We start from the raw sequence: 17,057 nt of genomic DNA on the forward strand, positions 1-17,057 counted from the left end.
ATGGCAAAGTTAACAGTTGTACCGACTCCCGTAGGGAACCTGGAAGATATGACCTTCCGGGCTATCCGTGTATTGAAAGAGGCCGATCTGATTCTGGCTGAAGATACACGTACGACCGGTATTCTGCTGAAGCATTTTGAGGTACAGAACAAGATGCAGTCGCACCACAAGTTCAACGAACATAAGACCGTGGAGCAAATCGCCTCCCGCATCAAAGGCGGCGAAAACATTGCACTTGTTTCCGATGCCGGTACGCCGGCCATTTCCGATCCCGGCTTTATGCTGGTCAGGGAATGTGTACGACAAGGTGTAGATGTCGAATGCCTTCCGGGAGCCACTGCTTTCGTTCCGGCCCTGGTTAACTCAGGGTTACCCAACGAGAAATTCTGCTTCGAAGGATTCCTCCCTCAAAAGAAAGGACGTCAGACCCGCCTGAAGGAGTTGTCTACCGAAAACAGAACGATCATTTTTTATGAGTCACCTTTCCGATTGGTAAAGACGCTAACCCAACTAGCCGAATTCTTCGGGAGCGACCGGCAAGTCTCCGTCTCACGCGAAATATCCAAATTGCACGAAGAGACTGTCCGCGGAACCCTGGAAGAGGTTATAGCACACTTTACCGTGAACGATCCGAGAGGTGAGATTGTTATAGTATTAGCAGGCTTGAAAGATAAAAAAGAAAAAGAGACAGAAAAAGATGTTTAATTCAAAAACAAGAAGAAAATGAAAAAGTTATTATTGGTTTGTACCTGCGCAACATTACTGGTATCCTGCGGACAGAACTCGGCAGAATATAAAAAGTTGAAAGCTGAAAACGATTCTTTGAAAATAGAGAATACGAAAGCATCCAGCGAAATGAATGAAATCCTTACTACATTAAATGATGTAGAGGCAGACATACAGTCTATCCGTGATGCTGAAAACTATCTGAATCTTCAGCAGCAATCAGGTAGCGAATTCAGCAAAAGCAATCGCGAACAGATCAAGGAAAACATGCAACTGATCAGCGAAACCTTGAAAAAGAATAAGGAAACGATCAGTCAGCTGGAAGAAAAACTGAAAAAGAGCGGTATCCAGTCAGCCGCACTGAAGAAAACAATCAACCGCCTTTCATCCGAGCTGGATCAGAAAGCAACGATGATCGTCGCCCTTCAGGAAGACCTGGCAAAGAAGAACGTACGTATCCAGGAACTGGACGAAATGGTTTCTTCGCTGAATGAAGATGTGGAAAGCCTGGCAACAACAGCTGCTGCCCAGTCCGATAAACTGAACAAACAGGACAAAGCACTCAACACCGCTTACTACTGTTTCGGTACAGCCAAAGAACTGAAGGATCAGAAGATTCTTTCCGGAGGCGGCCTTTTCTCTAAATCAAAAGTATTGCAGAGCGGCTTCAACAAGGATTACTTTATCTCTGTAGATATCCGTGAAGTAAAAGAAATTCCTTTATTCGCCGGTAAGGCAAAACTGAAATCCAACCATCCGGAAGGTTCTTACGAATTCGTGAAAGACGAAGACGGTAATCTGACATTGAATATCACAGACCCGAAAACATTCTGGAGCCTGGGTAAATATCTGGTTATTGAAGTAGGATGATGAAATACAAAAACCTCTTTATAGATTTGGACGATACCCTTTGGGATACGTACCATAATAATAAAGAATGCCTCGAAGAGATTTATACCGATCACCACTTTGATCGGTATTATGCCTCCTTCGAGGCTTTCTTTGATATCTATTGGCCGCACAACGAATTGCTATGGAAGCAATACCGTGCCGGAGAGATCGACCGGCAAACGCTTATCGTCGACCGATTCCGTTATATGCTACGCCCGATGGGTATTGAAGATACCAAAGATGTGTTGGCTGTCAACAACGACTTCCTGCAACGTACCACAACCAAGACACGGCTTGTCGAAGGTGCTATCGAATTATTGGAATACCTTCGCCCCTCTTACCGTATGTATATCTTATCGAACGGTTTCCGCGAAGTACAAGACAAGAAGCTCCGCAACTCCGGACTGGCTCCCTACTTCAAACGAATGATTCTGTCGGAAGATGCCGGTATCCAAAAGCCGCATAAAGGTATTTTCGACTTCGCCCTGATCAACACCAACTCCCGTCGCAACGAAACCCTGATGATCGGCGACTGCTTCGAAGCCGATATCTTCGGCGCCCACCAATCCAGAATAGACCAACTCTGGTTCAATCCAAAAGGATTATCTCCCCAGAAATTCACTCCGACTTATACGGTCAGTAGCCTGGAAGAGATAAAAAAAATATTATAATTTCCGTAGAATGCACGTTTCTCTTTTGCATTTATATCACATTCAGGAATAAGTATTCTTGAATGTGAATGATATAAATCTGACAATAACCAAAGTCTCCGATCACGAGAAATATAAAACCAATTGATAGTAGAAAATATTTTTCAGACAGACCGTCAGGATGAAATAACACATAGATACAGACGCGTCTCGTATAAAGTCTATTCGTTATTAATCAATAAATTACAGTTTCCTCGTAGTTCTAAAGTTTGGAAACTCCAGTTCCCCGACAATTTCCTTCTTAGGAAACTCTAGTTCCCTCCGCAGGAAACTGTAATTTCCCGGGCAGGAAACATGAATTTCCTCCGCAGGGAATTGCAGTTTCCTGCCCGGGAAATTATGGCCTCCTCTGCAATAGGCTCTTGTTGTGTATTGGAAAACACAATAAGAGGATTCATATTCAGGACAAGATGAATAAACATTTCCAGTAGTATGTAGTAAATCAACTGAAAGCTTACCGGCAAAGAAACAAGGAGATACAAGTTGCTTTGTAAGAATATATTTCTATTTTTGCAAACGATAAGTGTTTTAGCTACTCGTATTATTAACTGTAAATATCATTATTATGAACAAACTTTGCCTAATTGTATTGGCTTGCCTGACGTGTTCACTTATACTTCCGGCCCAAAGAAAAGGGAATATATCGGTTAAAAAGGATATTCCACTGGATTCTATTGTGTTAAGCGATCCGGCTATTCTGGCTGACCGGAAAACTTCCATGTATTATATGACCGGGACCGGTGGTATGCTTTGGAAAAGTAAAGATCTGAAATTATGGGAAGGACCTTTTCAGGTTGCACAAACTGATCCGCAATCGTGGATGGGGCCCCATCCGATGATCTGGGCGGCAGAATTACATCAGTACAAGGATAAATACTACTACTTCGCCACATTCACCAACCAGGCGGTAATGATCGATACCGTTCGCGGTACTCCGATAGAACGACGGGCTTCACATATCCTGGTGAGTGACAAGCCAGATGGTCCTTACGTCCCGATGAAGGACCTGACCTATCTTCCGGCCGATAAACCGACACTCGACGGAACGTTCTGGATAGACAAAGACGGGAAACCTTATATGATATATTGCTATGAATGGTTACAGAACTGGAACGGCACGATCGAAAAGATCGAACTGAAACCGGATCTGAGCGGATCTATCGGTGAAGGAAAAGTCCTTTTCCGTGCCAGCGATTCCCCGTGGAGCCGTGAGAAAGACGAGAACGGAAAGATCGGCCCGCACAAAGTAACCGACGGCCCTTATCTCTTTACAACCGGAACCGGGCGTCTGGGTATGATCTGGACCAGCTGGATCTATGATATATATGTACAAGGAGTGGCTTATTCGGAAAGCGGCACACTGGACGGTCCCTGGATTCAGGAGAAAGAGATTATCACGCCACAGAACTTCGGACACGGAATGTTGTTCCAGACGCTGGAAGGTAAATGGATGATGTCTGTTCACAGCCATGAGGATATAAACGGGCATTACCGCCGCATTCCCCACCTATTCGAGGTCGATCTGTCGGGAGATAAGCTGGTGATTGGAAAGCCTTATAAATAAAAGCAGACAAAGTTGGTTAGATATGGAAAGAGCCGTGTTGAAAGTATCGACACGGCTCTTTTTATATAGAATGAGTTTGTTTGTTCAATTTTATCAGAACTCAGAAGTAAAGTGGAACTTGATATCCGGGAAGTCCTGCTGTGCCATCGTCAATACATAGCCGGAGTCGGCCAGATAGACATCACGACCTTCCTTGTCGACCGCCATATACTGCGATTTACGTTTCTTGAAGTTTTCCAAAGCTGTCTGGTTTTCACTTTCGATCCAGCAGGCTTTATAAAGACTGATCGGCTCCCATTTACATTGTGCACCGTATTCATGCAATAAGCGGTACTGGATAACTTCAAACTGCAACTGACCTACCGTACCAATGATCTTACGGCCGTTGAACTGGTTAGTAAACAACTGTGCAACTCCTTCGTCCATCAACTGCTCGATACCCTTGTTCAGCTGTTTAGCCTTCATCGGATCGGCATTCTCGATGTATTTGAACATTTCCGGAGAGAAGCTTGGCAGTCCTTTGAAGTGCAACTCTTCACCACCGGTAAGCGTATCGCCGATCTTGAAGTTCCCTGTGTCGGGCAGACCGATAATATCGCCGGCAAAAGCTTCATCCACCGTCTCCTTCTTCTGAGCCATAAACGCTGTCGGACTACTGAAACGCATCTGCTTACCGAAGCGGACATGCTTGTAAGGCGCATTACGTTCGAAACGACCTGAGCAGATCTTCACGAAAGCAATACAACTGCGATGATTCGGGTCCATATTCGCATGAATCTTGAAAATGAAACCTGTAAAGTTATCTTCCTCCGGATCTACCACACGTTCGACAGCCTGTATAGGACGAGGCGACGGAGCAATCTTGACAAAGCAGTCGAGCAACTCCTTCACACCGAAGTTATTCAGGGCTGAACCAAAGAACACGGGAGCAATATCTCCTTTCAGGTAAGTATTTACATCGAACTCCGGATAAACGCCTTCGATCAGTTCGATGTCGGCACGGAGTTTATCGGCCAGGGTATCGCCGATATGGTTTTCCAGTTCGGGACTGTTGATATCGTTAAACTCGATCTTCTCCGTTACGTATTGTTTACTCGGAGTATACAGGTCGAGTTTCTTTTCATATATATTATATACGCCTTTGAAACGCTGTCCCATATCGATCGGCCAGCTCAACGGGCGTACGTTGATATGCAATTCTTCTTCAATCTCATCCAGAAGATCGAAAGGATCTTTACCGTCGCGGTCCATCTTGTTGACAAACACGATCACCGGGGTCTTACGCATACGGCAGACTTCCATCAACTTACGGGTCTGTGCTTCCACCCCCTTGGCAATGTCGATCACGATAATCACACTGTCTACGGCCGTCAATGTGCGGAAAGTATCTTCGGCGAAGTCCTGGTGACCGGGAGTATCGAGGATATTTATTTTATGATCTTCATAGTCGAAAGCCATAACAGAGGTTGCAACGGAGATTCCACGTTGTTTTTCTATCTCCATCCAATCGGATGTCGCCGTCTTCTTAATCTTATTGGACTTTACGGCACCGGCCACATGAATAGCTCCTCCGAACAGCAACAGCTTTTCTGTAAGCGTAGTCTTACCGGCATCCGGGTGGCTGACAATAGCAAACGTTCTTCTTCTTTTAATCTCTTCTGAATATTGACTCATCTTATTCTTAATATAGTTTTTACAAAGACGCGGCAAAGATACAAAACGAAGGGGCAGATTCCAAACCTGCCCCTACCTAATTATAACGGATATAAACGGAATCCGAAGTTACGCCTTACTGCCGGTATCAAATACGGTTGATGCGGATAGGCACCCCAACTGGTATCTCCTCCTACGCCCATTTGTTTCCAGTCGATATTCCAGGTAACCATGTCTTTCGGGTGAATATCGGACATGTGACGTTGGTGTTTCTTCAGATCGACTTCACTCAGGTCGTCAGTCGGGAACAAGTAAGCACTGGTACTAATGTAAGGCTGACCTACAGCTTTCAATCCGCTCCCCTGCATATTGGTGAGAGTCATCCAGCGGACTTCGGTCTTGTTACCGTTTTCCTGCGGACGGTCGTAAGGAAAATACTGCTCCCAGACACTACCTTTATAACGCCCGACAAATGCACTTGTATAACGATCACAATAGTTTTCATACGGTCCGCGTCCGAACCATTCCATCTGGTCATACTCGGGGTTCAATGTCAGACTGACTCCCAAACGAGGCAGTAGCGGCAAAGTGTCATTGGCTGGTATGAAGAGGCAATTCACATCGACATATCCCTCCCCTGAAATCTGGTATTTTATAACAAAAGTGGAATGATCGACCGATTCCGGCAACCGGTAAGTGGATATCAGTTCGTATTTATCATTTGCGATCTGCCGTTTTTCGGTCTGTATTAATTTTGCATCCCGCCCTGCATGCCGCCATGGATCACACCGTTTAGCCAGATCACTCCCCAGGTCGTTATCCGTAGATGGCCGCCAGAAGTTAGGCTGCAAAGCTTCCTTTATCATTTCTTTTCCTTCGAACATATAAGAACATAAAGCCCCGGTAGAGAGATCGAAAGCTACTTTCATCTTTCCTCCTGTCACTTCTATACGTCCGTCATGCTCCTCTGCTTTCAACGGAACAGAAGTCTGTACCGATACAGCCGACTTACCGAACGGCAGTTTTACCTGTTCACCAGCCAACTCTTCACCGGCTTTCAATAATCCGGCATCCGATTTCTGATACGCATAGAAATTCAGATAATACTCTACACCTGGTTCTTCTTCGATCGTAGGAAAAGAAGTTCTGAATAAACCTTTCTCCTGGGCAGGCAGTTCCACTTTATCGATTATCCCGGTAGCCAATACTTCGCCGTTTCCTTCCAGACGCCAACCGAACGTGAAATCGGAAAGGTCGGTGAAAAAGTATTTATTTGTCAGTTCGACCAATCCTTTGTGATAATCGGCCAGCCGGAAAGCAATGTTCTGGTAAACTTTCTTCACTTCCCATATATGTGGCTTCAATGTACGGTCAGCAGCGATCAATCCATTCATACAGAAATTCTTGCTGCTTGGCGTTCCTTCCGGTGCCATATCTCCACCGTATGCCCAATAGAAACGGCCATCCGGAGTTTTCTGCGCGATTCCCTGATCAACCCAGTCCCAAATAAATCCCCCCTGCAGACTCGGGTATTTCTCTATCACATCCCAGTAATCTTGTAAATTACCGACGCTGTTACCCATCGCATGTGCATACTCGCAAAGGATAAGCGGTTTGTCCGGCATATAAAGAGTCCAATTGATCAGTACATCCAGTTTCTTATACATCGGACAGAAGATATCCGTATAAGGTCCCTTGATCCCATCTTCCGAATGTACCGGACGATGCGACTTGTCGTGAGCATGTATCCATTTATAAGTCGTAGCAAAGTTACAGCCTTCACCCGTTTCATTACCTAACGACCAGACAATGACACAGGGGTGGTTTTTATCCCTTTCAAACATGCGTTCCGTACGATCAACAAATGCTTTTTCCCATTCCGGCTGATTAGCCAGACATTTATCGGAATCGTATCCCATTCCATGACTTTCGATATTCGCTTCATCTACTACATAAATGCCATACAGATCGCAAAGTTCGTACCAACGCGGATCGTTCGGGTAATGAGAGGTACGAACGCTATTGATATTGAATTGTTTCATCAATTGCAAGTCTTTAATCATCGATGCTTCATCGACAACATGTCCGGTTACGGCATCGTGCTCATGCCTGTTCACACCTTTTATATATACAGGCTGACCGTTTACCCATAAGCGGGCATGTTTCATCTCACATTCCCGGAAACCGATAAAGCGGGAAACAACTTCTTCCACTTTTCCGTTTATGCGCAAGGTTAACAGTAGGCGATACAGATTAGGCTTTTCTGCACTCCAAAGCCGCGGTGCGATAATCTTTTGGTGAAATTCAATATCCGGGCTTCCTTTTTGCTGTTTCTTCCGTTCCGTGTAAATACTACGGCCATCCGGTTCCTGCAGATCGATCTCTATTTCAGCACCTTTTATCTTTTCCGGATTTCTATTCCCCAGCTCAAGATACAGGCTGAAATCAGCATCAGTATACAACTCATCCAAGTCAGTCACCACCTCAAAATCACGAATATGCGTTTGGGGGCGGGCATACAGATACACATCCCGCTGTATACCGGCAAAGCGCCAGAAATCCTGATCTTCCAAATAGTACCCGTCACTGAACTTAAAGACCTGGACGGCTATCTCGTTTTCTCCTCCCCAATTCAGGAAGTCGGAGAGATCAAATTCGGCCGGAGTTTTCGAATCCTGCGAATAACCGATCTGTTTACCATTGACCCAAACATAAAAAGAAGATGCAACAGAGCCGAAATGGAGAACGACCTGACGGTTCTTCCAGTCGGCCGGCACAGTAAACGTCCTTTTATAAGAACCTACAGGACTGTTGTCGGCCGGAATCAACGGCGGATTCTTTTTGAAACCATAGCCACTACCTACATAAAAGGGATAACCAAAACCTTGCAGTTCCCAGTTTCCCGGCACGGTAATATCAGCCCAACCGGAAATATCAAATTCCTGTTTCCAAAAACCCTGTGGACGTTCAGCCACCTTCGGAACATAATGAAACTTCCAGGTTCCATTCAGGCACAAATAATAAGGTGAGGCCGACTTCACTTCGTTAACAGCCAGCTCTTTCGTCGGATAGCCTAAGAAAGTAGCAGCGGAAGGCAAACGATTGATATGTAATACATCGTAGTTTTCCCAATCGTTATCCGAATGAGGATATTTATCATGGCGCAACTCTTTTACCTCTTCTTTTTTCTCCTGAGGCTTTTCCATAGGTGCCCCATCATACTGAGCATGGGCAGCAAATAAAAAACCGGACATGCCTATAAAGAACAATAATTGTTTTCTCATATATGTGTATCTTTATTTATTCAACAACATTCTAATAGTCATAGCCGACGACCAGCTAAAATTCGGACAGTTCAAGGTTTCACCCGTAAGTGGATTATAATTTTCATGGATAGGTCCGTCCGTAAGTAATCCCTGAGCATTGTCGATATATTGGATTATTAGCTGATCAGCTTCTTTATTAAAACCATATTTACGCAAACCTGTCACACCGAAGTACACCTGATCGATCCAAACCGGACCACGCCAGTATCCACGGGTGGGACGTAGCCTCGGATGGCTGATATCCAGTGTACCTAATGGAACTTTCGAATTGAACTTTTCCGGATCAAGCATCTTTTCCAACACTTTACGTGCCTGCTGTGGAGTAGCAACCTCGGCCCAGAGAGGCAACCAACATTCAGCCCCCATCACTTTTATGAATTCTCCGGTTCCCAACCGGGTATCATAAAAGAAGCCGGTCTCTTCATCGAACATCTTCGCCTGTATATGATTTTTTAGGGCTTCCGCCTCTTTATTCAGTTGTAATGCCAGTTCTTTCTTATCTAGTATCTCCGCCATTTCTGCCAAAAAGTTTTTTTCGGCAGAAAGGAAAGAATTAAGGCAGATGTTCTCCTGATTCATCGACCAGGCTTTTTCCGGTTCATTCTTCAGCATGACGGCATCGTCGAAACGAACTCCGTTATCCATACCGCTTTCCCAACAGGCTGCCACAAGAGTTCCATCAGTAGAGCCATATTCGCAGATACCATTCTTATCGTGGTCGCGATCGGTATACCACCATTGATGATACTTGTACAGTTTATCGAACATCTCTGCCACAAAAGCCTTGTCACCGGTAGCATCATAAATGCACTTGACAGCCCATGCAGCTAAAGGGGGCTTTGTATCACGCCAGTTGATCCGTTCTTTATTACGACTCACAAAATCGGGAATCATTCCATTCTCCGCCTGATAATCAAAAAGACAACGAATCTCATTCTTGGCTTCTTCCGGATTATATAAGGCATTGGCTGCAGCATGTTTCCATGAATCCCACGACCAAATACCGAAGAACCCATTATAGGATGGATATGTACCGTCATGTAGGATATCTCCCGATGGTGTACGCCAATTAGCTATGAGCGTCATCAAAGCTTTGACTACCACATGCCTGTACTTGTTCTCTTTCATGAACGGGCTATCATTGTCGAACAAAGATGATAAATAAGTATTCCAACGTTTTTCATTTTCAGAAAAAACAAGATTAACTTCCAAACCTTTTAGCTGTTCGAGTTCTTTATCCAATGCTCCCCTTTCAAACGCAAACGTTTGGGTTGATGCTGTTTCAAAACTACCACCGGGAGAAAGTCTCAGTTCTTCTTTTTCAACGACAAGTAAACTATCTGTTCCTACCAACCGTACATCTTCGGCTGTGGGGAACGAAACATATGTAAATGTCTGTTCCCGATTATTGGCAATCCTTATCCCTTTCTCTTCTATCGACAAAGTAGCACTGTTCTCGTAAACTCCACCACGCCATTGTAAAGAAACGGAAACTTCTCTCCCACCTGTATTTTCTACACGAGAACGAATCAGTGCGGTACGGGCAGATAAAAAACAGAGTTCGGTCACAAAACTCAATTGTTCGTTCCTGAATTCCTGTACAAGCTTACCCGGATAATATTTTGAAGTCTGTATATTACGGGCAAGATCAAACTTTTCACCGTCGACCCGGATAATCGGTTCTGCGAGCGAACGGGCAATCCATCCTCTCCCCGTCATCATATAAGGTCCGATAAAACTCCCGGCCAACTTGTTCTCTTCATTTTCAGGCAATGCATACCCAGTCCACGAACCCAGATCAGCAAAGACAAAACAATCGCGATCAGCCTCCGTTTGGGGTACATTCTTGATATTTATCAGGTTATAAAAATCATCCCGGTCGTTTTTTATTTCTTCCGGCAAAACGTTGTTCTTCAAACCTATATTACAGGAAAACAATAGGAGGGCGGAATAAACCGAAAAATAGTTTATTATATTATTCATAATAGAAATGTTTATAAAGTGAAGATTCAATAAATAGAATTAAGTCTTTACACACAATCTCCCTGCAGCGTTACAAAAGGTTGCTTGTAACGCTGCAAAGTGACTGTTTGTTATTTAAAGCTTCTATTTGGAGAAATTCGGATTTTGTTCCCAACCGGGATTCAACAGGAATTCATCGTGTGGAATAGGTAACAGTTTATGTTTACTGTCAACATAATTATCCACGAATGGTTTCTTATGTTCTTTCAAGGTCTGTTCTACAATACCCCAACGAATCAGATCATACCATCGGGAACCTTCGAGCGCCAATTCACAAGGACGTTCTACATCTTGCAAATGTTTCAATACAGCTTCTTTATTCATGTCTTTCGGGAGAGCCGTAACATTTACACGTGCACGAACCTGATTGATATAGTCGATAGCCTGCGAAGTTGCTCCCCGGTGATTAAGACATTCTGCATATAACAGGAGAACATCCGCATAGCGAATTACCGGAATATTAAAAGCACTCCAGTCCCAATACTGACTCAATGACTCATCCCAAGTAACAAACTTATGCCAGTAAATAGCGTCTTTCGAATGGTGATCACTGAATTGTTTTCCATCTTCCATGTAGAATGCTTTGGTCTTCGGATCATCGAACAGAATCGTAGCATATAGTCGATCGCTGTAATTACCGTCAACCGTTTTGTCTTGCTTCATGACATCAAATAGCCAGAAAGAGGGATATGCCTCTTCATAACCTTCAGCATCACTAGGGGCCAGATGGATAGCCAAACGATTAAACTCGCGGCGACCGCCATCCATATTTCCTGAGTATTGAACTTCGAATACAGCTTCCTTGCTGTTCTTATGCAATCCATCCCACAGATCACCATAGTTGTCGATCAACTCGTATTGGCCACTGTCTATGATTTTTTTCAATTCTACCTCCGCTTTATCCTGTTGATTACGGAACATATAATACTTAGCAAGTATCCCTGCTGCCATATATTTAGTGGCCCGTCCAGCCTGTTCCGGTTTCCATTCACCAGGTTCCGGTAAGTAGTTCTGCACATCAGTTAATTCCTTTTCGATAAAACCGGTAATAACTCCGGGTTGTGATTGCTCTGGATAGAATTCTTCGTCCGTACCCTTCAGTTCATGTTCATATAAAGGCAATCGTTCACCAAAGTTCAGGTATAACCTGAAATAATAATATGCACGTAAGAAACGGGCTTCCGCCAATGAACAGTTCTTTACCTCTTCCGATACGCCCTCTACAGTTGGGATATTGTCAATACACTGATTGGAATAATTAATGCCTTTAAACAAATCGCGCCATTCACCGTAGCCCAATGCATCGTTCGGTGTATTGTTGTACATTGCCAGGTTCATCCATGAAGTCACATCAGCACGGAAATCCAATTCATCACTCCGATAGTTATCGATTACAATATAACGTTCGAAAGGCATTCCCCACGCCATATTAGGTTGTAAATAGGCATAAGCTGCTGTCAGTCCCTTGATTATATCTCCTTCTGATTTCCAGAATATACCCGGAGTCAGATAATTCGGGTTTGTTTTCTCATCCAGAAAAGTACCCGTACAAGCCGATAAACCTAAGCTAAGTGCCAGACCGGCAATAAATATATTCTTTAATTTCATGATATTCTTCTTTAATGATTAAAAACCAAATTTCAAACCGATCATATAAGAACGACTCAAAGGATACAAAGCATCGTCTATCCCCATATAAGTAGTTCCGGTATCGCTATTAGACGTCGCCCCAGTAGCCGGATCGTATCCTTTATACCCAGTGATCGTGAATAAACGATTGGCAGCTAGGTAGACACGAAGATTACTAATGTGTAGAGACTTGCATACTTTTGCCGGCATATTGTAACCTATCTGCAGATTATTCAGACGCAGAAAATTACCATTCTCAACAAAACGATCTGATGTCTGGATATTTCCGTTTGGATCGCCTACAACCGCACGTGGAATATCTGTATTCGGATTTTCAGGTGTCCATGCATTCAAAGCGTCTTTACCATAATTGAAAACTTTATCCATACGCTGTAGCTGGCGTTTCATATAATTGTAGCGTTTTACACCGAAATTACCATAAAAGTTTGCCACCAAGTCGAAGTCGCCGTAACGCAGATTTACATTGAAGCCGACAATTGCTTTCGGACTGCCACTACCTACTTTTACTTTATCGTTCGAATCCAGCTTTCCATCTCCGTTCTGATCGATAAAACGTATATCGCCGGGTGCAGCTGCCGGTTGTAAAGGAATCCAGTTACCGGCAGCATCTTTTGATCCATGCTGGGCATTCCAATCATCCACTTCTTGTTGACTCTGGAAAATACCATCGGTCTTCAACACCCAAAACTCACCGATCTCACCACCAACATAAGTTCGTGCCGGACCATATTCATCGAGATAACCGGGATCCGACATTTCTTTCAGGACACTTTTATAATGTGAAACGTTCAGATCCAGATCATATTTGAATTTACGCCCTACACTTCCATGATAGATTGCCTGCATCTCGAAACCGGTTGTCCGTAAGCGTCCCTCATTTACAATAAGGCTGCCAAAGCCTGTACATGTACTGATATTTTTAGACGATAGCATATCTTTGGTATTTTTGATATAAGCTTCAGCCGAGAATTCAAGTTTGTTGTTCCAGAATCCCAGGTCAATACCAATATTTTTATATAATGTTGTTTCCCATTTAATATGCGTGGAAGGTAAACCGATAACAGCATATCCCATACTGATCGCATTACCGCCGAAAGGATAATTCAGATCGTTCGTATTGGAAGTAAGGCGAGGTATATATTTATAATTACCAATCGATTGATTGCCGAGAGCACCATAACTCAAACGCAGTTTGAAGGTTGATACAGTCTCTTTCATCTTCTCCCAGAATCCTTCATTCGCAATATTCCAACCCAGAGAAGCAGATGGGAAAAATCCCCATTTATTACCTTCTCCAAAACGGGAAGAACCATCATAGCGAGCCGAAATCATCGCCATATAACGATAGTCGTAATTATAACTAACACGGCCGAAAGCCGAACGCAACGCATAACGATTATACCCTCCGCCCACAGCAAAATTGGTTTGTCCGTGTTGCAGGTATTGCATATCGTTGTTCTCAAACTGAGAGGCAGATCCCGATTGGTCTTCATACTTGTTTTCTTCCTGAGAAATACCCAACAACGCCTGCAAGCTATGCTTTTCGACAAAAGTTTTATTATAATTGGCTGTCAATTCCAACAAATCTTCTGTCCGCTTACTTCTTTCTTCATATAAAGAAGCTATTTTATTTACCTTGCTAGCTCCTACATAATAGGTTGGTGTAAATGACTTATAGTGATAAAAGTTCATATTACGCCCTGCCTGGAATTTAACGATCAGATCTTTTATCGGTTCATACTGGATGTAAGCCGAAGCTGAGATATAATCATTTGCTTTAGTTGTTTTGATCAGATTATTAAAAGCAACCGGGTTTGCCGCATCCGACATCCCCATACCAGGTATTGCTCCACCATAACCACCTTCGTTATCCGGGTCGTAAACCGAAACCAAAGGTTCGATATTCGTAGTCTGGTACATACCAGGAAAACCGGTATCAGCTTCAGGAGTCGTTGTCTTACGACCATAGCTGATAGATTCACCCATTCTGAACTTACCACGTTTAATATCGGAATTCAAGCGGAAACCAAATTTTTCCGAATCTGTACCGACAATAATACCATCCGTTGAAGAATAAAAACCAGACAGGGCAACATTCATTATTTCATTCCCGGCGGTATATCCTAAATTATATTTTTGAGTCAGACCCCGACGGTAGTATTCCTTCTGCCAGTCCGTATCGGCAAACTGACCAGGATTTTCCTCGTATGCAGCAATATATTTAGGCCAACGGCTTTGAGGTAAACCGGCATTAGTCAAGGCCATCTTACGCACTTTTATAAACTCTTCTGAATTACAAACTTCCATTCGTTTAGGTAGGTCATCCATTCCAAAATAGGCGGAAACCGAAATCTTTGGTTCCTGCTTCCCTCCACGATTCGTTTCGATCAGAATTACACCAGCAGCTGCACGCGCTCCATAAATCGCGGCTGTAGCCGCATCTTTCAGAACAGTCATCGATTTAATATCTTCCGGGTTCAGAAAAGACATATCCCCAGGCACTCCGTCAATAACTATCAGAGGCTCGTTACTTGAGCCCCAGGATGTCATACCGCGTACCGTAATAGTAGGATCGCTTCCCGGAGCACCTGTTCCAAAATTGACTGACAACCCTGGTGCCATCCCTTGCAGGGCATCAGCTGCTCCTGCCGTAGGTAAATTTGCCAACTTTTCACCGGAGACTGTTGTTACAGACCCGGAAACATCAGATTTTTTCTGTGTTCCATAACCAATAACTACAACTTCATCCAGCTTTTTAGTATCTTCTGCCAAGACCACATCTACTGTACTATTTTTCCCCGGAGTTACTTTCTGTTGGATATAGCCTATATAAGAAATCAGCAAGCTGCCGTTACTCGATATTTCCAGGGAAAAATGTCCGTTTATATCAGAAATTGTGCCGTTACTCGTTCCTTTTTCGACAATATTAGCTCCGATAATAGGCTCTCCTCCACTATCTTTAACCGTTCCTGTTATCTTACGCATTTGCTGAGATTTCATTAAAGCGATGTTCCGACTTGAACCTTTATACAAGACAATATGCTTATCGTTGATGTCGTATTTAACATCTTCACCATAGAATAATTGTCCCAGTACATCTTTTATATTTTTATCGTTTACGCTCACCGATACTTTACGATGTACATCGATCTGTTCCGTATTATAAGTGAAATAATACAGACTTTTCTGTTCAATAGCAGAAAGCACTTCCTGCACCGTCGTGTTTTCCATATCTAATGAGAAACGGGTAGATTGTGAATATGTGATTTCAGCAAAAACTGGTAAAGTACCAAAGAGAACAAATAAGAGCAGACATCTCATAATAGATAAACTTTTTCTTTGCCACGATGAAAATCTCTCACATCGAAGCAAACTTTTCATAATATAATCCATACATTTGTAAATGATTAGTTAGTAATAAATTCAGGTTATTAAAAATTTATTTGATTAATCGTTTCTGAACCGGAAGTGTTGGGAGCATTTTCGGTTCTTTATTTATATTCGTTTTATTCCATAGGCAATTCGTTTTTATAAATTATTACTTGCTCGCCATTTAGGTTGAAATCAAGTTGGCGGGTTCCTTTTAATAAAGTGAGAATTTGAGATAAAGTAGCATTATTCTCTACGCGTAAAGAGAACTTTCTCTCAGCAAGTCCTTGTCCTTCTATTCTTATTCGAACATCAAAACGACGCTCCAAATCTTTTACTATCTCTGAAAGAGAATTGTCGACATAAGCAATTTCACCAGATTTCCATGCATAAAAGGCATTGCCGTTCACACGATGCAGTTTCAAACCCGTTTGTTTTGAGTAAGAAACTTGTTCACAGGGATTTAACATTACTGATTCCCGCTCATCGGTTGTTCGGACTTCCACCTTCCCTGATTCCAACGTAACGTATGTGACTTCATTCTGATAAGCTTTTACATTGAAAGTAGTACCTAACACTTTGATCGTCATATCTGGAACCTGTACAACAAATGGACATTTTTCATCGTGCGTGACTTCAAAAAAAGCTTCTCCTTCCAACTCCACATGACGTTGTTTTCCTGAAAAAACAGCAGGATAATGCAAACGGCTATTTGAATTCAGACAGACTTTTGTTCCATCTGATAAAACCAAGTTCACACGTTGACCTTTAGGTACTTCAATCATATTTGCCGAATCAGGAATCGTAGGACGATCATAAAAAATATCAATTGTGATTAATAAAGCGAGTAAAGCTACCGCTGCATACTTCCAATAGCGCGGACCAAATAATTTATACTTTTGTGATTTCGGTCGTAATAAGTTGCTCAGACGATGATAAGCTGTTTCAATCCGGCTGGAGTGAACAATAACCGCTTCGCGCTTCAACATCCAAAGTCGTTCGATTTCAAAAAAGATATCGGCATTCTCTTTACCTTCCAATATCCAATTCTCTATCTCTTCCGATTCGCCAGGAGTAGATTGACCCTTTAAATATTTTATGATTTGTTCTTCATTCATCTTGCTCAAAATTATCGCTTATATATAA

General features: G+C 43.0%; 10 protein-coding genes. 4 read left to right on the top strand and 6 right to left on the bottom strand.

Features of this window, described 5'->3' with window-relative positions:
• From rsmI to BQ7394_RS19670, 4 genes are all read left to right on the top strand, one after another.
• Positions 1-705 (top strand): 16S rRNA (cytidine(1402)-2'-O)-methyltransferase, encoded by a 705-nt coding sequence (gene rsmI / locus BQ7394_RS19650; RefSeq protein ID WP_075558944.1) that lies wholly within the window; start codon positions 1-3, stop codon positions 703-705.
• 18 nt (positions 706-723) lie between these two features.
• Positions 724-1,596 carry a Cbp1 family collagen-binding glycoprotein adhesin gene (locus BQ7394_RS19655; protein ID WP_075558945.1) on the top strand — a complete coding sequence of 291 codons (873 nt, stop codon included), beginning with the start codon at positions 724-726 and terminating at the stop codon, positions 1,594-1,596.
• Positions 1,596-2,288, top strand: coding sequence for a YjjG family noncanonical pyrimidine nucleotidase (locus BQ7394_RS19660; RefSeq protein WP_210436552.1), 693 nt, complete (start codon positions 1,596-1,598; stop codon positions 2,286-2,288). Before BQ7394_RS19655 ends, BQ7394_RS19660 begins: the two co-directional genes overlap by 1 nt.
• 604 nt (positions 2,289-2,892) lie before the next feature.
• Entirely contained in the window at positions 2,893-3,891 is a 999-nt protein-coding gene (locus BQ7394_RS19670) for a glycoside hydrolase family 43 protein (RefSeq protein ID WP_075558948.1), read from the top strand.
• A gap of 93 nt (positions 3,892-3,984) precedes the next feature.
• On the opposite strand, the gene BQ7394_RS19675 is transcribed toward BQ7394_RS19670, so the two are convergent.
• The 6 genes from BQ7394_RS19675 to BQ7394_RS19700 form a co-directional block, all read right to left on the bottom strand.
• The gene (locus BQ7394_RS19675) at positions 3,985-5,565 is read right to left on the bottom strand and encodes a peptide chain release factor 3 (protein WP_075558949.1); all 1,581 of its coding nucleotides are present in this window, start codon (positions 5,563-5,565) and stop codon (positions 3,985-3,987) included.
• Positions 5,566-5,645: 80 nt separating this feature from the next.
• Positions 5,646-8,828 (bottom strand): beta-galactosidase, LacZ type, encoded by a 3,183-nt coding sequence (locus BQ7394_RS19680; protein WP_075558950.1) that lies wholly within the window; start codon positions 8,826-8,828, stop codon positions 5,646-5,648.
• A 12-nt stretch (positions 8,829-8,840) separates the two neighbouring features.
• On the bottom strand, positions 8,841-10,853 hold the full coding sequence (locus BQ7394_RS19685; RefSeq protein WP_075558951.1) for an MGH1-like glycoside hydrolase domain-containing protein: 2,013 nt from the start codon (positions 10,851-10,853) through the stop codon (positions 8,841-8,843).
• 123 nt (positions 10,854-10,976) lie between these two features.
• A complete protein-coding gene (locus tag BQ7394_RS19690) occupies positions 10,977-12,500 on the bottom strand; it encodes a RagB/SusD family nutrient uptake outer membrane protein (protein ID WP_075558952.1) in 1,524 nt (507 codons plus the stop codon).
• Positions 12,501-12,518: 18 nt separating this feature from the next.
• Positions 12,519-15,935: a TonB-dependent receptor gene (locus BQ7394_RS19695; protein WP_082212051.1), complete on the bottom strand. Its 3,417-nt coding sequence runs from the start codon at positions 15,933-15,935 to the stop codon at positions 12,519-12,521.
• A 113-nt stretch (positions 15,936-16,048) separates the two neighbouring features.
• On the bottom strand, positions 16,049-17,029 hold the full coding sequence (locus tag BQ7394_RS19700) for a FecR family protein (RefSeq protein ID WP_075558953.1): 981 nt from the start codon (positions 17,027-17,029) through the stop codon (positions 16,049-16,051).
• Between the last annotated feature and the right edge of the window lie 28 nt (positions 17,030-17,057).

It is taken from the genome of Parabacteroides timonensis, from assembly GCF_900128505.1.
GTDB classification, from domain to species: domain Bacteria; phylum Bacteroidota; class Bacteroidia; order Bacteroidales; family Tannerellaceae; genus Parabacteroides; species Parabacteroides timonensis.